Raw genomic sequence first — 19,658 nt, forward strand, 5'->3', positions numbered from 1 at the left:
CCAGAATTGTGAAAAAATATTGAGTTATTTATCTCGCTTATCACTGGTCTTCAAAAATAAGTATTACCAATATCAATAAAATACTTTTCAACTTTTTTGATCATGTACGTAATTTTTTTCGAGATGCTAAGCGAAATCTGGATTAAAATTCTGATTGTCCGCTGGATAGATTGAACATAGTGCGTGATTTCTTCCTCTTTATTGCAGACTTTATGTCGTCTTCATTGAAACCTTCAGGAAGACCTTTTCCGTTTATGTAATCAAAGAGCACAAGCTTAAGAACGTTCATGTAAGTGTAATTAAGGACAACCCCAAAAGCCATAAGTGCAATCCCTGCGATTATGAGGGCCACCAAGATAAAGACTGGAAGTGCAACGGATATGAGGAAAATTCCAAGCAATAACAGAGCAAAGCCACCGAGTGTAAATATTAGGGTGTAGAGATCGACATAGGCGACACCTCCAAACGTTGTTCCAAAATTTCTCGTGATGGTAGATACGCTCTCTTTCACGGCTTTAATAGGCCCAGATTTATTGTCAAGTATCGATGGTATGGCAAAAAATGTCGCAATCGCTATCATCATTGATCCCACAGCACCTATCACGAGCTGAGCGATCCCTCTTAATCGTGATTCAATTATCCTGAGTATGACTACCAGCATTGTGTAGAACAGTGCCCATTCTAGGGCCTGAAGCCTGTAGGCCCATGCCCTGCCAAAAGCCTCTCTCAGTGATACTGGACTTCCCGAGTTATTAGCACGATATGCGATGAGCATTGCAAGAAGTATTAGCGTTGAGACGAAGCCTACAACTATGTAGGCCACCAGAAGGGACAATATGTAGATTTCTACAGAACCGCCGACAGTAAAATTCAGTGGAAATGAAATAAAAAGAGAAACGAATGTAAATGCAAATACAGCTATGGCAACAATACCTGATATCAGAGGATAGTAAAACAGACTCTTGCTTCTGGAGACGCTTTCTCTTACTTGCCTTGCCAATCTCCAGCCAGCTTTCATCCTTTCAAACATATTTTAGCCTATTAAGAATCATTACTAAAGCGTTACGCCACGTTAATTTTTCTTAAAAAAAATATTAATATTTATGTTCAATCATTTAGTTATCCCGAGTTTTTTTCCTATATCGGAAAATGATGAGATTGCATAATCAAGATCCTTTTTCGAATGCAGAGCCGAAGGCATCAACCTTATTCTAGCTGTTCCAGATGGGACGGTCGGGTACACAATCGGTGATGCAAAAACATTCTTTTCCCTAAAAAGCCGATCGCTTAATTCCAGGGTCTTTTTCTCGTCTCCAACCATGACAGGCGTAATCGGTGTTTTACTGTGTCCTGTGTTGAATCCGGCTTCGCTGAGGCCCTTCTTAAGGTAGTCGGAATTTTCCCAGAGCTTTCTGACCAGGGAATCGTCGCTCTCCAAGATCTCTATTGATTTTAGAACCGCAGCTGCATCACCAGCATTAAGCGCGCTGCTGAAAAGGAATGGTCTGGACTTTCTCTTAAGGTATTCTATGAGGTCATTGCTGCCAGCAACGAATCCTCCCATTGATCCTATCGCCTTCGAAAAGGTACCCATTTCAATATCTATCTTGTCTGAAACCTTGAAATAGTCGCATATGCCTCTTCCATGATCGCCGAGAACTCCTTCCCCATGGGCATCATCAACATAACTCATGGCACCATATTTTTCGGAATTTTCAATGATTTCTGGTAGCGGTGTTATGTCTCCGTCCATGCTAAAAACTCCGTCGGATATGACCAGCTTTTTTCCGGAATTTCCCGAAGCTTCCATTAATTTTTTTTCAAGATCATTCATATCAAGGTGCTTATACACAACTCTCTGTGCCGAACTTAACCTGACACCGTCGATTATACTCGCATGGTTGAGTTCTTCGCTGAAAACAACATCTTCTTTTCCAACAAGGACAGGTATCGTACCAGTGTTTGCGAGCAATCCACCCTGATATACAAGTGCAGATTCCATATGTTTGAACTTCGCAACCTTTTCTTCGAGCTTAACATGTATTTCTTCAGTGCCTGCTATAGATCTTACTGCGCCTGCGCCGACACCATATTCCTCGATCGCGTCAATGGCTGCCTTCTTAACTCTTGGATCATTAGCTAAGCCGAGATAATTGTTCGAGCACATGTTTAGCATGTCTTTTCCATCAATCTTAACCCAAGCTCCCTGAGAGCTCTGCAAGATCTTTATCGGTATGAATCTTCCTGAACTCTTCAGTTCCTCAATTTCCCTGCTTACCCAATCAAGTCCTTTGGAAACCATGGATAAGTATTTCGCCATGGAATTATAATTTTTGTAATTCTATAACCCAGTCCCTGAATTATTTACCATGCTATGGCTACATTGTGATTTTATACTTTATTAGCTTGCAGGCTTTATGGCTGGAAAATTATTGGTAATAATTTCATCTGGAGAAGAGGCAAGAGAAAAGGCAGTTACAGGATTGAGATTCGCAGTTTTATCTAAAAAATTCAAATGGATGGACGAAGTCGAGGTGGTGCTGTTTGGGCCGTCGGAAAAACTCGCTACCAAGGACGAGGAATTTAAGGATCTGATTAAAGAAGGCAGTGATATTGGTATTGTTCCTATCGCATGTTCAAACATCGCACAAAGGGACAATATAACTGAATCGCTCAAGCATCTTGGTTTTTCCGTCGATCCTATCGGGCCAGTCATCACTGGCTTCATGAACAAGGGCTTCGTTCCAATGACATTTTGATGATTCTTCAATTATTCCTTCCTTTTAGGTCATTGGTCCGGAAAAACAACTTCAAAGCAGAAATATAAAATAGATATTCCTGCATGTTATATTATGCCAAAAGATCTAATAATATCCGGAATAAAACCGCTTATTGGACGTGTGACAGTCTCATGGAAATGGTACGATCAGGTCAAAGGAACGGTCGAGTACACCTTTTCTAACGTTGGGCAGAAAGAGCGATCGGTAGTACTTTACCGATCCGGTTACTATTTTGGAAACGCGTATTTTCCTGTCTACCTCGCAAACAAGGGATTCAACACGTCATGGTCAGAAAACAAGGCGCTTGAGGATCTGGGTGCTGAAAACAATTCAGCCCCAGTTGCTCCGGTGAATTTCAATGGACAATATCTAATCGCATTTGTTTTTACGTTATCTCCAGGGCAGGTGTGGTCCATGCTTGAGGGTGGATTCCAGGGAGCCGAACCAACCGGCGTTGTAGCTTATCCTGTAAGTTCCAATGGGATGGCCGAATTTTGCGTCTTGTATGATAAAGAGCAGGTTGTAGACTGGGACGAACAGACGGGTACTTCCCTGAAAGGTTTTGCGCCAAACCCAAAATCGGTGAAGAGTGCGTATTACGCATGCTCAGCTAATTACGTCCAACTTTTCAACGATGTCGTAACTAAAGGAAAATGTGGCGGACCTTGATCGGCTAAAGGTATCCTAAGGCCTTTCTGGCGATAGGAAATAGACAGAGACAACTATGATCCAAACTGAAAGTGCCACTGCTTCTATCATCTCGAAAAGTCCCAGCCCGAATCCAGTATAAATAAAATCTGTAACACTTTGTATTATGCCCGTAATGATGGCAATAAGAGATATGGCTGCCATGACGAGCCCAACAGGAACTAGTGCCAGATGCTTCAATGCATATGTCAGACTGTAGTATATTATTCCTATAGGGAAGAATAGGAAATAGAACAGAGCAGATATAAGATGCACATGGGGGTCGGCGTTCTCGTTGAAGCGCCCAACCATTGAAAGACCTATGGCTCCTATTATCAAAAGCACAGTTGTGGGTACATTCGAGAAACCTTTTCTGTACATTCCGTAGGCAAATACGGCTATCATCAGCCCCCCTGCAGTCACTGCGTAGTTGAAAAGATAAGAATAAGTATGAACGCCAAGGTCACTCAGTGCATTTTTGTACCATGAGAAACCACCAGGAAAAAGAAAAATATTAATCCATATGAGCAAAAGTGTAAAAACAGGAGCAGCAATACCAAATACGATCAGCGCTTTAGATTTATCTTCTCTATTCTCCATGAATATGTATATACGTTTTTTAATATAAATTTTTGTTCTTATTGTGCTCAAGTGTTGAACTCATCTATGGGAACTGCAAGAGAATCTATGAAAAGTAAATGTTTGTGGACCTTTCTTTGTTTGTAGTTGAATTTCCCTTAAGTACTCAGTGGGATCTGATGCAGCAAAACGTTTATACTACATTGTTACATCGGAGAATGCATTCAACGTGCTTTAGCCGGCGTGTCGATAGGTTTGATGTATTATCGAAGCAAATGACACCGCATGAAAGGCAGTGGCATCAACTATCTGGGACAAAAATAGTTAAATGCAATAGTTGGATTGTATTATCAAAGATGTGATTTCCCATGGTTGAAGAAAATACAAATAAAGTTCCAGCTGTTAAGGTTGGCATAGATTTGAAAGGCAGAGTTGCTCTCGTCACAGGCTCAAGTTCCGGCTTAGGTATGGAGATTGCGAAGTACCTTGCAATGGCCGGCGCAACAGTTGCCATACATTATCATTCAGAGAAGCAGCAGGCGGATCAGGTAGCGGCAGAGATTAACAATAGTGGCGGAAAAGCAGCAGTTTTTGGCGGTGATGTATCAAACAAGAGCGAAGTGGAATCAATATTCAATAGCATAGACGAAAAACTAGGAAGTATCGATGTACTCGTCAACAATGCAGGAATTGATGGTAAGAGAGAACTCTGCGGAGATGACATTCCCGAAGACTGGGAGAAGGTCATAGCAATTAATCTCATGGGGCCTTACTACTGTGCAAGGGAAGCCGTCAAAAGGATGAAGAAATCCGGACATGGAGTCATAATCAACATCACTTCAGTTCACGAATATCTACCGTGGTCTGGATATACTGCGTACTGCAGCGCTAAAGCAGGTCTATCCATGTTCACGAAAACATTGGCTCAGGAAGTCTCAGATTTTGGAATCCGGGTTGTCGCTGTAGCTCCGGGCGCGATCAAGACTCCAATAAACAAGAATGTTTGGAATAACCCGGACACATACAAGGATCTGCTGGAAAAGATCGCTATGCCTCGAATGGGTGAACCTGTGGACATAGCCGAGGCAGTAACATTCCTGGCAAGTGATCTAGCTTCGTACATAACGGGAACGACTCTTGTGGTAGACGGCGGCATGCTCCTTTATCCGGCGTTCAAGCACGGCGGTTAAAAAGCAAAATTATTTAGGCTGTGCCGGTGGTTCCGGAGGAACCATGTTGGTTTCTACGTACAACTTATTGGCCGTAACTAGATTATTTGGATAGACCACTACTGTTTTATCTGCTCTCTCAACAAAACTGTACATGGCAGTTACGTCTATGACTTTGCCGTCATCTCCAAGTAGGTTTATCCTATCATGTATTTTGAATGGTCTGCTTATCAGCACTATCAGGCCTGAAACAAGCTGGCCCAGAGTCGAGGCGAGAGCCATACCAATTACAATACCAAGGAATCCCCCAAATGCCACACCAGCAATAGCACCTGCAAACGAGCCGATAACTGCTGCTACAAGCGCACCTACCCCGATAATTCTGACTACATTCCTAACTGCCGCAGCAGTGCCATGATCATGTTTTATCCTCATGTTCCAGTATATGATCTGCGAAAAAGCATTGATTATTAGATATCCGAAGAGTATTGCTAGAAGCACATCAACATAGCGTGTGTAAGAATAGGCAGAAATGTACACCTTTGCAATCAGTGGAATTATAAGGTTATCTATAACCGCTGTCACGGCAACAAACAAAACTATGTAGACAATAAGTTTCACTATGGAATCTCTGATGCCCTTAGTTACTTCAGACATTTACATGTTGACAACATTATCCTCTATTTAAATATAATTGTAGACAAAAAATAAATGTCATAAAACCAGATGATTTTAATATCGATACGGAAATACTGGTGTTCCTGTGGTTTTGCATGAAAAGCATACTTATTGCACTTGGTGGTAACGCACTTCTTAGAAATGGAGACGAGGCAACATATGAGTCCCAATACAGGCGTGCTTTTGAGTCTTTTCAGAGAATGTCACACATCGTCTCTGAAAATGAGGTCGTCATTACACATGGCAATGGCCCCCAGGTTGGGAACATACTTCTGCAGAATGAATATTCGAATAAGATAACTCCTTCAATGCCACTTCATGCATGCGGTTCAATGTCTCAAGGTCTCATAGGTGAAATACTTGTAAGCGCCTACGATTCTGTGAGGGCAATTTCCGGGATCTCCAAGGAAGCATCCGTGATAATAACACGCACTGTCGTAGATAAAAATGATCCAGCTTTCCAGAAACCGTCTAAACCAATAGGTCCCTATTATGATTCAGACGCATCAAAAAAATTGGTTGAGAAACGCGGATGGATCATGCGTGAGGAGAGCGGCAAGGGTTACCGGAGGCTGGTCCCATCACCTCAACCCATGGACATACTTGAAAGGAACTCCATATTTGGGCTACTGAAGGATGGATTCTTACCGATATGCGTCGGTGGCGGTGGAATTCCTGTTGTGAGAACGGCGAAGGGATTCGAAGGCGTAGACGCTGTCATAGACAAGGATCTCGGTTCCTCACTGATAGCTACAATACTTGAGCTTGATAAGTTCGTGATTCTTACTGACGTTGATGGCGTATACATCAATTATGGGAAGCCGGATCAGAAAATCATCAAGCACATCTCTGCGGACGATGCGGGAAACCTCGTTAACAGCGGGGCTCTTCCAAGTGGAAGTATGGGTCCAAAAGTATTGGCAGCGATTAATTTCGTAAAGAAGGGTGGCAAGGAAGCGATCATAGGATCACTGGATGACGCGGAAAACGTAATCTCCGGTTATTCCGGTACGGTTGTAGAAAGATGATGGAGTCAGTATGGTGGCCCGAAAAGACCGCTTGATGGCTTCTCTATCTTCTTCGCTGCTACAAGATCATTGAGTATGCTGTCAAGGTGACCTGATTCCAGCACAAGACCAAAGTTGTCTTCAAGCTTTTTTTCTATAAGCGCAGTCTCCATTTCCTGGGTGAGGACTTTCAAAACAAGATTGCCCATATCTTCGTATACGTTCCACGGGAATATGAACCAGGTCCAGTCTTTTTCCTCGATTTCTGAAGCATAGTAATCCGGGTTGAAGGAAGATCTCGTTATGTGGAGCATGACAGCGGTCTTCAAAGCTTTCGATTGCTGCTTTACAACATAATCGTAAGCAAGCTTCATGCTCTGTCCCGTGTCTGTTATATCGTCAACTATGAGAACGTTCTTTCCGGAGAGGTCAAGGCTTCCTGGATCTTTCAAAGTTGCTTTTCCATCTCTCGTTGCCGTAACGCCCCAATGCTCAGTCTTCACTGCAACAAGATCTTTGATCCACAGCATGTCCGATAGAATCCTTCCTGGTACCAGGCCGCCGCGTGAAAGCGCTATTATGATGTCCGGTTTGTAGGAATCGATAATTTTATCTCTCAGTTTCTTGCACCATTCTTCGATCTCGTTCCATGAAACAAGGTATGCCTTAAATTCCATTATTGATCAAACCAATATGTCTAGGTTTACTTAATTTCTTTTCAACAATTTCTATGGCACTATGGTGCGGTGATTAAGGTCTTTTCACTTATATATTATACCTTCTCTAAAAATTTCGATTTAATCCTGGACTACCAAAATTTCTTAGGAATCTATATATATAAAATTAACCATGCCTCTTCATGGCAGTAATAAGTGGTGGAGACATAGCTCTCATTATTGTGGTTATTATCATATTGATAATATTCCTGAGTGGTTTGCACATTTTAAAGGAATGGGAAAGAGGAGCTGTATTCACTCTCGGCAGATTCTCAATGATGAAGGGTCCAGGTATCATATACGTGTGGCCTATAATCAGCAAGGTAAGTCCAATACTTTCCACGAGGGTGCAGGTTGTATCATTCAAGACAGAGAGTACATTCACAAAAGATAACGTTCCGATAAATGTGGACGCGGTCATGTATTTCCAGATTATCGATCCCCAAAAATCGGTACTGAACGTTGAAAATTTTGGCTCAGCAACAAATTATTCAGCGCAGACAACACTGAGAGAAGTTCTTGGAAAGAGTTCATTTGACGAAGTCCTCTCTGAAAGGGAGAAGCTGGGGGAGGAAGCCAGAGAGATTATTGATGAAAAAACCGAGAACTGGGGCATAAAAGTATCTGCAGTCGAGATAAGGGATGTAATAGTTCCACAGAACTTGCAGGAAGCAATGTCAAGGCAGGCTTCTGCGGAAAGAGAAAGAAGGTCAAGAGTAACGCTGGCCCTGGCTGAGGTTGAGGCAGCGCAGAAAATGGTTGAAGCTGCAAATCAATACAAGGATGATCCAACGGCTTTCCAGTTGAGATGGTTAAACATACTTTACGAAATAGGTCTAGAAGGCAAAGGAACACTTATGATGGTTCCAACATTTGTTCCAACAGCCGGAATAGCCGGAAATCCGTTCACTGCCATGGGCATGATGGATGCGTCTGGTAAAAATCTCACTACTCCGGGAAAGAATTCTGCAGACAATAAGTGAGTTCTACATATTCTTCCGGGGTCAATTCCCCCGGCCTCATATCATGAAATTTCTCGGGAACATTGTTAAGAATAGTCCCTAATTTTTTTCTTCTGTTTGAAAAAACTGTTCTTAAAATATTGTCTACTTTTGAAAGTAAATCTTCGCCATATGTGTTTCTTAATTTCAGCATTATTATCTTGGAATTCACCTTCGGCTTCGGATGAAACTTTTCTCTTGAGACTTTTCTGACTGCTGTTATTTCATATCTTAATTGAGCATTTATGGATATCCTTGCATAGTCTCTGCTATTCGGCCTTGCGATTAGGCGGTCAGAGAATTCCTCCTGCACCATCAAAACTGCTTTGTCGAACTCGAAATCATTCAGTTTGAAAATTATGCCTGAAGAAATATGGTATGGAATGTTTCCAATGATCCCGTCAAAGGTGGCTTTTTCATGGCTAAGGAAATCCATTTTTTCTATGTTCAATCTTCTGTCATTTATTTCGGAGGGAAATTTTTCTCGAAGGATTTCCACAAATCTATGATCGCTTTCTACGCATGTTACCATATAACCGCTATCCAGCAATATTTTCGTAAGAATTCCCTCGCCGGGCCCTATTTCAAGGATTCTTGATTCGGGTGGAAGCTCAAGCAGCAAAACCTCAAACCGTGCCACATTTCTGTCTTTCAGAAATACCTGGCCATATCTTCTTGTAAAAAGAGTAGGGTTCATTTTGCGACAAAGAGCTTGTATTTCTCGTGGCGTTCCTTGAGTTCCTCTACTATCCTGTTCGCGAGCATCTTCTGCGGGTTGTGCAAAGTCTTCACTCTCTCGGTGAGATCATTGAAAGACTTGAATGGTTCCTTCTTTCTCTCATCAAGTATTCCCCACATGATCTTGTTTCCGAGTCCGGGAAGCAACTCCATGGAGTGAAGTCTTGAATTGATCGAATCGGCGGTGTTGAAAAACTTGACAAAATCCTGTTCTCTGGACTGAATTATTGCTTCTAGAATATACGGAAGCTCATTTGTTGCGCCTGCAGTTAGTTCGGAATATGATATCCTTCTTCTCACAGAAAGTATCTTGGCTCTTTTTTCAGGTTCCTTGCCTATGTAAACGCGTTCCCCTATTGCAATAACAGCATCATTCTTGGGAATAAGTTCAAGAAGCTTGAATTCGGTTTCCCCTATCGCCAGAGCTATTGGTGTCTTATGATACCCCTTTTCTTCCGCTCTCCCCTGTGGCAAATAATCTAAAATGTAAGCATACGATTCCAATAGCAGGCACCTCCGGCCAGTTAGTCATTAAAATAGTCCTCAACCTTATTTAAATCTTCCTCTGATAGCATAACGCCGTAGGTGGATAATATAACTGTAAGTTCTTCCTTTGTCCCGGGTTTGAGATCCACAAGCTTTACCGCGGCCTTTTCAGGTAACTTGAATTCACTCATAAGATAATTCACAGCCTTCCTGGCATCCTTTCCTTTGTACTTCAAAAAAGCCTCTGTATAGGAAAGATTTTCCTTTTCGAAATCGTTATGTTCCTTCTCCTTTGAAAGTATATCGAAAGCTTCCGAGTTGGTTGTGTATTTCGCCTTCATACTTATCCCTCAATTTTCTTAAGGTGGACAGGTCCTGCAAGCAACTTTTTTTCAACTCCGCCCACTCTGACTGAAAGGATGTAACACTCTCCCTGTTTGTCTGTTATTCTCCCGGTTAGCCCCTGGAAACCATGATACGGCAGACCAGCGTGTATTGATGGTTCTATGTCTATTGCAGCAAGGTCCCCAATATTGAATGATTTCATGAATCTTGAAACTGGAGGGAAACCTCTCTCGCTCTTCCTTTTCGTCATAGTTTTTCTTGATCCGGCCCTCGGGCCGTGTGACATTTTTACCATTTAATCATTCTCCCTGTGTATCTCAACTACGTCAAGATAAAGTATCTCAGGCATTTCCCCGTATTCCCTAGAAATACTTGGTTCAGTTCGTCCATCATCCCCATGGACTAACTCCTTAATGTATGTTCCGCTCTCTGCCCTGATCAGCAGAGTAACCTCGCTTTCCGTGGAATCTTCAAGTTCGAGTTTCCTGATGGTCCTTTTTCTGACTAGATCGGATCTTCTACTGGAAACCCTTAATGGTGTCCTTTGATAAATATCTTTTCCAGAAAATTTTTCTTCAAGCATTTTTAGTTTCGCCATGTCGACTGTTGTGGGAAATTTCAGTCCAAGGCGGTAGGTCTTGTCATTTTTTTCGGCTTTTATCATAACTACGCTTTCTTTTGATGAAGGCTTGAGGCCAAAAACTTCAACACCCTCTCCAGAGCCGTTTATCAGCGATTCAAGACCAGATAAACTGAACATCCTCTTCTTGGGATTCTCGACCTCGATTGCGAATTCGCGGCCATTGCCGAGCATGAGCACGTCGACGTCCTCTCTTCCGGCTCCGTGCAGGAAAAAATTTGTTCCGTTAGCCAGAAGGTTGATTCTATTTCCGATAATTGTCTCGACAGATGGAGAGGAAGGATCCCTATGAATCCATCTGGTTTGAGGGATGCCTCTTACAAGTTTTCTGTATGTTCCAGAGACAAACAGGCTCTTTATCTGCAGCGAAAAGGAATCGTACCTCATGTCCATTCGTATCATAATTTCCGGTTCCTTGAAGTTGACTTTTTTCTCTGTTTTCTCGGAAATAAATTTTCCAAATTCGCGGTTAAATTCCTTTTTTATGCTTTCGCCTTTGTTTTGGAAAATTTCCTGGATTTCCTTTTCCTGTTCAATTGCAGAATCGTCAAATGTGGAGCCAACAAGAAAATCATTGAACTCGTATTCTGACAGATCTTTCTGTATCATATCAAAATAATGTTGAAATTTGAGGAATATGCCATTGCAGAACTGGCAATCATCTTCGTCGACCATCTCATAACCTTTTGATGATAGGGCTTCGAAATGATCTATGAACTTCTCTCCACGTTCTAAATTAGATTCACCATGCCCTTCTAGAGCAAAACAGCGCCCGAAGCATCTTTTGCATATTTTACGGTAATTCGATGTCAAGAGATATGCTGATCATTTTGTGTATACTACTTTCTCTATGCTTGGTCTTTCCTTAACAAAAACTCTGGAACCACATTCGCATTCTATATCGGATGTCCCGTACGACTTTTCCAGCGGGCGGCCACATCTGATACACTTATACACTCTCTGCCACCTCTTGTTTCTTCGGTGCCTGGATAAATTCAGGAGTATAAGATCCACCGGCGAATTTGTATCCGCAATGTCTGCATTCCCAAATGCCAGAAGACAATCTCTTCACCTTTTTCTGCTTACACGATGGACACGTATAAGCAGCGATTTTCTGCTTTTCGATCTCATTCCACGCTTTTCTTATCGTTACTCCGTAGCGAGGACCAAAACGGCCAGAAGCCCCTACCTTAATAGTTCTTTTAGACATGTAAGCCACCATCGATCTAAACGATTGCGTTCAGATTCAGGAAATACTGAAATTGTTACAAAGATTTAAACATGCCTATGGACGACGGTTGTTCATTTTAATTCGGTTAGAAGATTTCTATAGATATATTTTCTAATGGAATTTAAAAACAATTGATTTTCCGTTCCTCCCTATTTCGACGGAGGTCGAGCACCATGGAGCCTGTTAATGGTAGGGATATATTAAATCTAAGAATCGCGTATAAAATGTTCCTGAATTCGATAATGAATTGTTAGCGTGATTTTGCTGATGCAAAACAGGTCTATGATAGCTAATTAAGATAACTATTTATACAGATGATGTGTTATGTTACTAACTATGAAAGCAAATGAGGTATTAAACCTGTTGCGTATTTCCAGAAAAACGCTTCATGTATATGCATCAACAGGCAAAATAAAATTTACAGTTATGCCTAATGGCCATTATGATTACAATGATGAGGATGTTTATAAATTATTGAATAAAGATATTAAAAGAAAGACGATCATCTATGCAAGGGTATCAACAACAAAGCAGAAGAATGATCTCGAGAACCAGATACAGCAGTTAAAACAATGGTGCTTTATGAATGGTTATACTATCAATGCGATATATTCAGATGTCGCGTCAGGAATATCGTTCAATAAGAGGAAAGGACTCTTTGAACTGCTCGATGAAATTATAAATTATAGAGTAGAAAAGGTAATAATAACATATAAAGATAGATTAAGCAGAGTTGGCTTTGATTTATTTAAGCATCTTTTTGCTAAATTCGGTACAGAGATTGTTGTTATTTCCGATGTAGGTAGTATAAAATTAGATTCAGAAGAGATTTTTGAGGACATCATAAGTATGCTTCACTGCTATTCCATGAAGATGTATTCAAAGAGAAGAAAGAATTCAATTGAGGTTGGATATGAAGGTAACGAGGACTGAACAGATCTTTATCCGAGACAATGGCACAGTATCTGAAATGTGCCATATATCGAAGAATCTCTATAATCAGGTCAATTACATTCTGAGAAACCAGTTCTTCAATAAGGAGAAGATGTCTTCTTAGAAGGAACTTGCAAGACAATTCTCAAGGCCATCTGAGATAGAAGAAAACAACAACTTCCAGAAGCTCCCAGCACAGACAGCACAATGGACAATAAAGAAGGTAAAACAGTCATGGAATTCATTCTTCAAAGCCATGAGATCATGGAAGAAGCATCCGGAATTATTCAAGGGAGTTCCAAAACCACCAAGATACAAACATAAGGATGGAGAATTCATTCTCGTATTCACCAATCAGCAGTGTAGTATCCGCGATGGTATATTGAGATTCCCAAAAATAATGAATCTGGAGGTTAAGACGAGACTAAAAGATGTGAATCTGAGAGAAGTGAGAATAATACCATTGGGGATCGGTTATAATATCGAGATAGTGTATGTGAAAGAGATAACAGATACTTCTGAAATAAAGGCAGAGAGGATTATGGGTATTGATATCGGTGTGAGAAACCTCGCAACCATCGGTAACAACATTCCCGAACAGGGAATTGCTGTAAGGGCGGGATTGATCAAGTCAATAAATCAATACTTCAACAAAGAACTTGCAAGATACAGAAGCATAAACGATCTACAGGGAAACGAAAGAAAGGACACAAAAAGGATACGAGAGCTCTTCATGAAACGGAACAACAAGATCAAAGACGTAATGCACAAGGTATCCAGATCAATAATAGACTATGCAAAGTCGAAGAACATCGATACAATAGTCATAGGGCACAACGATGGATGGAAGCAATCGGTTAACATGGGAACGAAGAACAACCAGAATTTCGTTCAGCTCCCCTTCGATACATTGATCCATCAGATTAAGTACAAAGGGGAAGAGATCGGAATTAATGTAATTGTACAGAGAGAGGATCACACAAGCAGGTGTTCATTCCTTGACAATGAAACAATAGAACATCATGACACATACATGGGAAATAGAATAAGGAGAGGCACATTCAGATCGGCTAACGGAACTCTCATCCATGCGGATCTCAATGCATCATACAACATAATAAAGAAGGCAATCCCTGAAGCTTTCGCGAACGGGATAGAGGATATCGGGTTATACCCAAGAAGTTTAAGCATCAGACAGATGATAACTTCCAAAGGTGGATGTTAACATGGTTAACGGAAATCATAACCTAGTGCGAAGCAATTGTGGTTATAGTGACATAGTTTGTTCAAAGACAGAAAGGAAGCTGGGATTAAACTTGTCAATATCCTCTCAAAAACTGTTCATGCTCCGTGTGTTATTTACGCAATTCCAAGAGGGGGTGTTCCAGTTGGTTTCGAGATAGCAATGAGAATGAAATGTCCTTTGGAGATCATAGCTGTAAAAAAAATAGGAGCACCTGGTGATGAGGAATTGGCTCTGGGAGCAGTAACCGAAGGCAATCCAAAGGAACTGTTCCTGAATGAATATATTATAAGACAATTTCACATCGACAAAGCTCAGTTGGATAGCATCATCAACAGAAAGCATCATGAGGCTGATGAACTCGGAAATATATACCGTCAAGGAAGACCAATGATTCTAAACCGCGATGCAGTATCAATTGTGGTCGATGATGGGATTGCTACAGGTGCAACGGTTATAGCTGCAGTGAACCTCCTGAAGAATCGTGGGCAGGAAAGAATCATAATAGCAACACCTGTTGTAGAGGAAAGTACCGCAGGGCGCCTGAGATCAATGGTCGATAACCTTGTCTCGGTGGATTTGCCCAAAGAAATGTATTCTGTTGGTGAGTTTTACCAAAATTTTCCGCAAGTTACGGATCAGGAAGTAATAGTGGCGATGGATAATTCAAGATATTTTATGAACTAGATTTAACGTCAGAAAATTCTCATCACTTTCGGATGCCAGGAACATCCGACTTCAAAACATTTCAATTTCCGAAACGCGTTAGAAATTCTGTCAAAAAAATTTTTTTTGGACCAGCCCCTTATGCTGGTTCTTCCGAGAAAAATTTCTCTCTCAGGGTTTTACCGACCTGAAGAGAATTGTTAATGGCTGTTTTGACCTCATCCATCGTGAGATAACCTACCTCGCCTTTCTGCATGGCCCTGATATGCCCATCTTCCGTTGTTGTCACAGTAATCCTTGTAGAACCCATCTGCTCTTCCTCTGTATCGGGATCACATACCAGGACATCACCTATTTTTGACATGGTAACCGATATCGGAATATGCTTCAGAACAAGCTTTGTATCTTTCCCACCCTCTTTCGAACCAGGAATAACAGCATTCCTCAGGGCGGATACAGCTGCAAGTGTGCACGCATCGATGAGGTTCCCGTCAAAGTCCAGCACATCAATATCAACAAATACGATCCACACTTTTTCTCCGGGAGTTATGACGAGGCTATCCATGTCTATCATTTTACTCTCTCTGATTCCACGATCTACGACACGGGCAAGTTCAATTGTACCCTCACCTGGAGGTCCAGATTCAAACGTTGGGAACGCCATAGGAAGTAACTCTACATTCGTAGTCAAAACACCACTGTCCGGGGTGTCGGGAAAAGGCTCTCCAGATTCTATTTTGACACCGGCGACAACTTTTGTCTTTCCGAGTTCAACTCTGGCAGAACCAGAAGCCCTTGGTACGTAACCAGGAAAGATCTTTATTTCCCTGAAATCAAGAGGTGATCTCCCATCTCCTCTCTTTCCCTCTTTCAATCTATTGATTATGTAACTTTTCTTGATCTCAGATAATACCCCTGCTTCATCTTTCGGCATTATTCACCACCTTCCTCAAGTGCTATATCTCTGTATTTCCCTGCAAGGGCTTCCCTCTGGATCTCGCTGATCCTTTTTATGGCATCGTCTATCATTTCGGTTGCCTTGTTGAATTCTTCAATCGTCAAGTCTCCATCCATCTGCATCAGCACTATCTTCCCGGATTTCACCAGCTGCGCTATCGGGAGATCCGCTTCACCGAAGTTATCCTCCTCCTTGCCAAGATCCAGTACTATCTGTCCTGCCACCTTCCCGGCTGTACATCCCGCGACCATATCCCTCATAGGAATGCCAGCGGCAGCCAGGGCTACGGCCGATGCTGTAAGGCCTGCTATCCTTGTCCCTGCATCTGCCTGGAGAACCTCGATAAAAACATCGATCTGGGTTCTCGGGAACTGCTCAGCAAGAATTGCAGTCTGCAGAGCTTCAGATACAACCTTTGAGATCTCTATTGATCTCCTGTCAGGTCCAGGCCTCTTTCTTTCGTCGACTGAGAAAGCTGCCATGTTGTATCTCGCTTTAACTACTGCCATATCCATGTTCTGCGTGTGCTTAGGATATGCTTCCCTTGGTCCATACACGGAGGCAATAATCTTGTTGCCTCCCCATTCAATCATCGCTGATCCATCAGCATTTTCTAATACGTCCGTCTGTATCTTTATAGGTCTAAGTTCGCTGGGAGACCGGCCATCTAACCTGAGGCCGTTCTCGTCTATTAACTTTAGATCTGTTTTTGCTCCACCCATCTAATTTCCTCCTTTCAATCCTTTCAAAAAATTCCCAACTCTATCTGTCAATCCATTTGTGTGCGCTTCCCTTTCAACCATCCTAATTGCAGAAACTGCATTCATTATGTTCTCAGGACTTCCGTCTATCCAAATTAGGCCGTTTTGTCCAAGTACGATTCTTGTTGATGTCGCATCTTTTATCATGTTGACCATATTTCCACCCTTTCCTATGATCCTCGGGACCTTTGGGGAAGGAACGGATATAATGTGTCCACCTTCTAATTTCCTCAAGCCGACATCTCTCAGAGTGATCCAGCTCTCCTTAAGCTCGTTAACTGTCATAACTTTTGCATACACGTAGTCCCCCATGGAAAGGTATTTCTTCAGTTCGCCACTGTTTATGCGCCATGGGCTGTCATTTGAATGCAGCATCGTAAGGTATGCTGAATTGATATCTATCGTCCACATGGAAGGTCCGATGTCTATGACTTTTCCAATAACCTTGTCGCCCCTTCTTGGCACATATCTTCCATAAAATGGAACTACGTCTACGAAACCATTTCCCGTTTGGACTACACCAAAATATGAGGAACAGAAATTATTCTCACTGCATTTATAGATCCCGTTTCTTGGTCTGTCCTGAGTTATCTCAATTACGTCTCCGGGAACCACTATTCTTTTTGTGTCCATTGTTTGTTCACCTGTCAAGTATCAAGCCAATTGCGCACTCAGAATCCAATGCATCCATAACGGACAGGACACAACTCCCGCCTTAAATATGTCTGGATGGAGTGATCAACTGGATATTTTTTACTCTCTTTTCGGTCTTATATGATACCTGACTATTTATTATTTATTTAACTCCATCTGATGTTCTTGAAAAGAGGTGACTTGGAGTCGAAGTATCGGCCTATGAATCTAATTCGGACACGGTAGAAGCTGTTGAATCCAAACACAGGCACTTACGGAATCACGCGGCTGTCCTTGAAATCTTTGATAAATCCCTCAGAGGTATTTTTCGAATCCGACGTAGGATTTCTGTTTATAAGAATGGCATTCATTCCAGATTCCCTGGCAGCCCTGATCTCCTTCTCAGAGTCAGATATGAAGATCAAATTTTTCTTATTTTTTCCTATTTTTTTAGCAATTCTGCTATAACTCTCAGGGTCTGTTTTCTTCCCAACGGACATATCGAAAAATCCATCTATGTACATCGCCAGGTCTCCGTACACAGTTGTGCTGAAAAGAAGTCTTTGCGACAGGGCGCTTCCTGATGAATATATGTATATCCCTATGCTTCCACCCCTCCATTTTTTAAATGCCTCAGGTACGTCATCGTATACCTCGCCTCTTATGGATCCATTTCTGTACCCTTCTTCCCAGATGAATCCCTCTATCTCTTTCAATGGAGCTGTCTTACTGTCCTTTTCCACCAGGTATCTTATTGCAGACGATACACGATTGAGAAAATTTTCTGTAGCATACTTATCTGCTGGAACAAATTCTAAAGGTAGATCTGGGAGTATTCTAAGTCTTTCAATACAACCAGCAATCTCAGGCCTACGGTAATTACTGTGCAAAAACGTTGCGACGTTTTCCTTGACGTAATCAAAAAGTGTGGAGTGAACAAATTCAATTGGGGTAGTAGTTCCTTCAATGTCCAGTATCACAGAGTTAATGCCAATATCCACCAGACCCATTAAGATCATCTTCGCTTTGTTGTAGGTATATACGAAGGCCCAAAACATACGGGCTCATATGATTGCTCCTTTCCACTTCCCGTGTAATAAGGAGTCCAGCCAGCTGGGTCCTGAAACAGCCTTATAGCCTTGATCCTTTTTTCGTTGCATAGATCAAACCAGTGTCTCGTTCCCCTGGGTATGCGGATAAGATCGCCTGTCTCAACCTCTACTGAAACAACTTCATCCGTTTCAGTATGGATATAGAATATACCTCTGCCCTCTATTGCGTACCTCACTTCGTCTTCGCTGTGCGTATGTTCCTTCCTGAACTTTTGAAGCATAGAATCAAGATCAGGGGTATCTGGTTTCATATCAATTACGTCTGCCGTTGTGTAGCCACCTATTCTCTTGAGTCTCCGCACATCTTCATCGTATGCTTCAAGAATCTTTTCTGGATCGGTTTCATCACTGCTTAATTTGCCAGTATCCCACCTTTCGTAATGTATCCCTATATTTTCCAGAAAAACTTTTGCCTCTCCACTGCTTTCAATCTTTATACCTTTGTCAGGAACGCTTATAACTACCATTGAATCATCACCTTTTTCTCTTAAATTACATTCCGGAATTAACAAGCCTTCCATGGACCTCCAACAGGAACTCTAAGACTTCAGTATGCCTCTTTGCAGCCTCAACATTATTCCCTCATACATACAGGCCATGGCCGGAAAGAAGGAAACAATGTAGGTTTTTATCATTTTTGAGTAAATCGTTGACCTTAGCGGAAAGGGAGAGCATGTCCTGCGAATTTTCTAAAACCGGGATCCATTCGGAATGATCGTGAGATACTACGTTTTCAAGTCCTTTGAGCATTTCATATCCCTCCATCTGAAATCCCCCATCCTTGAGGTATTTCTTTGAGAGAATTGTTCCCCAAATAGAGTGAGTGTGGAACACGGCGCTACAGTTCCTCTGTTTGATCGCAGCAACATGAAGCAATGTTTCACTTGATGGTTTTCTCTCCCCGGAGAGGATTCTTCCAAGATCATCAACGTAAACTATGTCTCGCAAGTTCAACATGCTTTTGTCAAGGCCGCTTCCCGTAATGGAAAGAACAAATGGAGATCTCGAGATCAGTGCACTCAGATTCCCGCTTGTGCCAAAAAGCCATCCTCTTCTGTAGAATTCGTACGCAATTTTTATTAGATCGAGTGAGACGTTAAGATTTGCTTCCCGAATCCCCTGGTTTCCTACATTTACTTCCTGCAATTTATTTGTCACTCTAAGGTCCGATTAAGTCATGCTGTTTTAATTTTTTGTGCTAATTTATTACCATTGGTAATTTACATGATCCAAGCTAGTGTAATATAATTGCCCTATCGTAATATTAGAAACGGGCCGATCCAATGAAGATATTA

26 protein-coding genes are annotated in these 19,658 nt (G+C 41.8%); 8 read left to right on the forward strand and 18 right to left on the reverse strand.

Translation table 11 applies throughout. The features are described 5' to 3' along the window. Window positions 1-142 precede the first annotated feature (142 nt). Window positions 143-1,030, reverse strand: coding sequence for a DUF6159 family protein (locus LVQ96_06455; GenBank protein ID MCW6170796.1), 888 nt, complete (start codon window positions 1,028-1,030; stop codon window positions 143-145). 81 nt (window positions 1,031-1,111) lie between these two features. Further along, window positions 1,112-2,302, reverse strand: coding sequence for a glycine C-acetyltransferase (locus LVQ96_06460; protein MCW6170797.1), 1,191 nt, complete (start codon window positions 2,300-2,302; stop codon window positions 1,112-1,114). Window positions 2,303-2,417: 115 nt separating this feature from the next. Here LVQ96_06460 and LVQ96_06465 point away from each other — a divergent pair, with 115 nt between their 5' ends. After that, window positions 2,418-2,759 (forward strand): hypothetical protein, encoded by a 342-nt coding sequence (locus LVQ96_06465; GenBank protein MCW6170798.1) that lies wholly within the window; start codon window positions 2,418-2,420, stop codon window positions 2,757-2,759. Window positions 2,760-2,852: 93 nt separating this feature from the next. Beyond that, window positions 2,853-3,449 (forward strand): hypothetical protein, encoded by a 597-nt coding sequence (locus LVQ96_06470; protein MCW6170799.1) that lies wholly within the window; start codon window positions 2,853-2,855, stop codon window positions 3,447-3,449. A gap of 15 nt (window positions 3,450-3,464) precedes the next feature. On the opposite strand, the gene LVQ96_06475 is transcribed toward LVQ96_06470, so the two are convergent. Beyond that, a complete protein-coding gene (locus LVQ96_06475) occupies window positions 3,465-4,067 on the reverse strand; it encodes a DUF998 domain-containing protein (GenBank protein ID MCW6170800.1) in 603 nt (200 codons plus the stop codon). A 347-nt stretch (window positions 4,068-4,414) separates the two neighbouring features. On the opposite strand from LVQ96_06475, the gene LVQ96_06480 reads away from it, so the two are divergent. Next, window positions 4,415-5,236 carry a glucose 1-dehydrogenase gene (locus LVQ96_06480; GenBank protein MCW6170801.1) on the forward strand — a complete coding sequence of 274 codons (822 nt, stop codon included), beginning with the start codon at window positions 4,415-4,417 and terminating at the stop codon, window positions 5,234-5,236. 9 nt (window positions 5,237-5,245) lie between these two features. Here LVQ96_06480 and LVQ96_06485 read toward each other — a convergent pair whose 3' ends face one another. Next, the gene (locus tag LVQ96_06485; GenBank protein MCW6170802.1) at window positions 5,246-5,872 is read right to left on the reverse strand and encodes a mechanosensitive ion channel family protein; all 627 of its coding nucleotides are present in this window, start codon (window positions 5,870-5,872) and stop codon (window positions 5,246-5,248) included. Window positions 5,873-5,988: 116 nt separating this feature from the next. Between LVQ96_06485 and arcC the strand changes: the two genes are divergently transcribed. Next, the gene (arcC, locus tag LVQ96_06490; protein ID MCW6170803.1) at window positions 5,989-6,921 is read left to right on the forward strand and encodes a carbamate kinase; all 933 of its coding nucleotides are present in this window, start codon (window positions 5,989-5,991) and stop codon (window positions 6,919-6,921) included. A gap of 5 nt (window positions 6,922-6,926) precedes the next feature. Here arcC and LVQ96_06495 read toward each other — a convergent pair whose 3' ends face one another. Further along, window positions 6,927-7,577, reverse strand: a complete 651-nt coding sequence (locus tag LVQ96_06495) for a phosphoribosyltransferase (protein MCW6170804.1) — start codon at window positions 7,575-7,577, stop codon at window positions 6,927-6,929. 182 nt (window positions 7,578-7,759) lie between these two features. Between LVQ96_06495 and LVQ96_06500 the strand changes: the two genes are divergently transcribed. Next, window positions 7,760-8,599: an SPFH domain-containing protein gene (locus tag LVQ96_06500; GenBank protein ID MCW6170805.1), complete on the forward strand. Its 840-nt coding sequence runs from the start codon at window positions 7,760-7,762 to the stop codon at window positions 8,597-8,599. On the opposite strand, the gene rsmA is transcribed toward LVQ96_06500, so the two are convergent. The 7 genes from rsmA to LVQ96_06535 are packed head-to-tail and all read right to left on the reverse strand — an operon-like array spanning window position 8,565 to window position 12,036. Beyond that, on the reverse strand, window positions 8,565-9,314 hold the full coding sequence (gene rsmA, locus LVQ96_06505) for a 16S rRNA (adenine(1518)-N(6)/adenine(1519)-N(6))-dimethyltransferase RsmA (GenBank protein MCW6170806.1): 750 nt from the start codon (window positions 9,312-9,314) through the stop codon (window positions 8,565-8,567). The genes LVQ96_06500 and rsmA overlap by 35 nt on opposite strands. After that, the gene (locus LVQ96_06510) at window positions 9,311-9,859 is read right to left on the reverse strand and encodes a DUF655 domain-containing protein (protein ID MCW6170807.1); all 549 of its coding nucleotides are present in this window, start codon (window positions 9,857-9,859) and stop codon (window positions 9,311-9,313) included. The genes rsmA and LVQ96_06510 overlap by 4 nt, the downstream gene beginning before the upstream one ends. A 20-nt stretch (window positions 9,860-9,879) precedes the next feature. Continuing rightward, entirely contained in the window at window positions 9,880-10,182 is a 303-nt protein-coding gene (locus LVQ96_06515; GenBank protein MCW6170808.1) for a hypothetical protein, read from the reverse strand. Between the two features lie 2 nt (window positions 10,183-10,184). Then, a complete protein-coding gene (locus tag LVQ96_06520; protein ID MCW6170809.1) occupies window positions 10,185-10,481 on the reverse strand; it encodes a 50S ribosomal protein L21e in 297 nt (98 codons plus the stop codon). After that, window positions 10,482-11,639, reverse strand: a complete 1,158-nt coding sequence (locus LVQ96_06525; GenBank protein MCW6170810.1) for a tRNA pseudouridine(54/55) synthase Pus10 — start codon at window positions 11,637-11,639, stop codon at window positions 10,482-10,484. A gap of 12 nt (window positions 11,640-11,651) precedes the next feature. Beyond that, a complete protein-coding gene (locus LVQ96_06530) occupies window positions 11,652-11,783 on the reverse strand; it encodes a DUF1922 domain-containing protein (protein MCW6170811.1) in 132 nt (43 codons plus the stop codon). Then, the gene (locus LVQ96_06535) at window positions 11,776-12,036 is read right to left on the reverse strand and encodes a 50S ribosomal protein L37ae (protein MCW6170812.1); all 261 of its coding nucleotides are present in this window, start codon (window positions 12,034-12,036) and stop codon (window positions 11,776-11,778) included. The genes LVQ96_06530 and LVQ96_06535 overlap by 8 nt, the downstream gene beginning before the upstream one ends. 357 nt (window positions 12,037-12,393) lie before the next feature. On the opposite strand from LVQ96_06535, the gene LVQ96_06540 reads away from it, so the two are divergent. The 3 genes from LVQ96_06540 (at window position 12,394) to LVQ96_06550 (ending at window position 14,920) form a co-directional block, all read left to right on the forward strand. Next, window positions 12,394-12,990: an IS607 family transposase gene (locus LVQ96_06540; GenBank protein ID MCW6170813.1), complete on the forward strand. Its 597-nt coding sequence runs from the start codon at window positions 12,394-12,396 to the stop codon at window positions 12,988-12,990. Window positions 12,991-13,204: 214 nt separating this feature from the next. After that, window positions 13,205-14,215, forward strand: coding sequence for a transposase (locus LVQ96_06545; protein MCW6170814.1), 1,011 nt, complete (start codon window positions 13,205-13,207; stop codon window positions 14,213-14,215). Window positions 14,216-14,272: 57 nt separating this feature from the next. Continuing rightward, window positions 14,273-14,920 (forward strand): hypothetical protein, encoded by a 648-nt coding sequence (locus tag LVQ96_06550; protein ID MCW6170815.1) that lies wholly within the window; start codon window positions 14,273-14,275, stop codon window positions 14,918-14,920. A gap of 118 nt (window positions 14,921-15,038) precedes the next feature. Here the strand turns inward: LVQ96_06550 and LVQ96_06555 are convergent, their stop codons facing one another. From LVQ96_06555 to mtnB, 6 genes are all read right to left on the reverse strand, one after another. Then, window positions 15,039-15,833 (reverse strand): exosome complex protein Rrp42, encoded by a 795-nt coding sequence (locus LVQ96_06555; protein MCW6170816.1) that lies wholly within the window; start codon window positions 15,831-15,833, stop codon window positions 15,039-15,041. Then, entirely contained in the window at window positions 15,833-16,579 is a 747-nt protein-coding gene (locus LVQ96_06560; GenBank protein ID MCW6170817.1) for an exosome complex exonuclease Rrp41, read from the reverse strand. Before LVQ96_06560 ends, LVQ96_06555 begins: the two co-directional genes overlap by 1 nt. Continuing rightward, complete coding sequence (locus tag LVQ96_06565; protein MCW6170818.1) at window positions 16,580-17,251, reverse strand: exosome complex protein Rrp4; 672 nt, start codon at window positions 17,249-17,251, stop codon at window positions 16,580-16,582. It lies immediately after the preceding gene. A 272-nt stretch (window positions 17,252-17,523) separates the two neighbouring features. Further along, window positions 17,524-18,261, reverse strand: a complete 738-nt coding sequence (gene mtnC, locus LVQ96_06570; GenBank protein MCW6170819.1) for an acireductone synthase — start codon at window positions 18,259-18,261, stop codon at window positions 17,524-17,526. 5 nt (window positions 18,262-18,266) lie between these two features. Continuing rightward, window positions 18,267-18,830 carry a cupin domain-containing protein gene (locus tag LVQ96_06575; protein MCW6170820.1) on the reverse strand — a complete coding sequence of 188 codons (564 nt, stop codon included), beginning with the start codon at window positions 18,828-18,830 and terminating at the stop codon, window positions 18,267-18,269. 115 nt (window positions 18,831-18,945) lie between these two features. Beyond that, entirely contained in the window at window positions 18,946-19,521 is a 576-nt protein-coding gene (gene mtnB / locus LVQ96_06580) for a methylthioribulose 1-phosphate dehydratase (GenBank protein MCW6170821.1), read from the reverse strand. Between the last annotated feature and the right edge of the window lie 137 nt (window positions 19,522-19,658).

This window comes from Thermoplasmatales archaeon, assembly GCA_026127925.1.
In the GTDB taxonomy this organism is placed as follows: Archaea; Thermoplasmatota; Thermoplasmata; order Thermoplasmatales; family Thermoplasmataceae; genus JAKAYB01.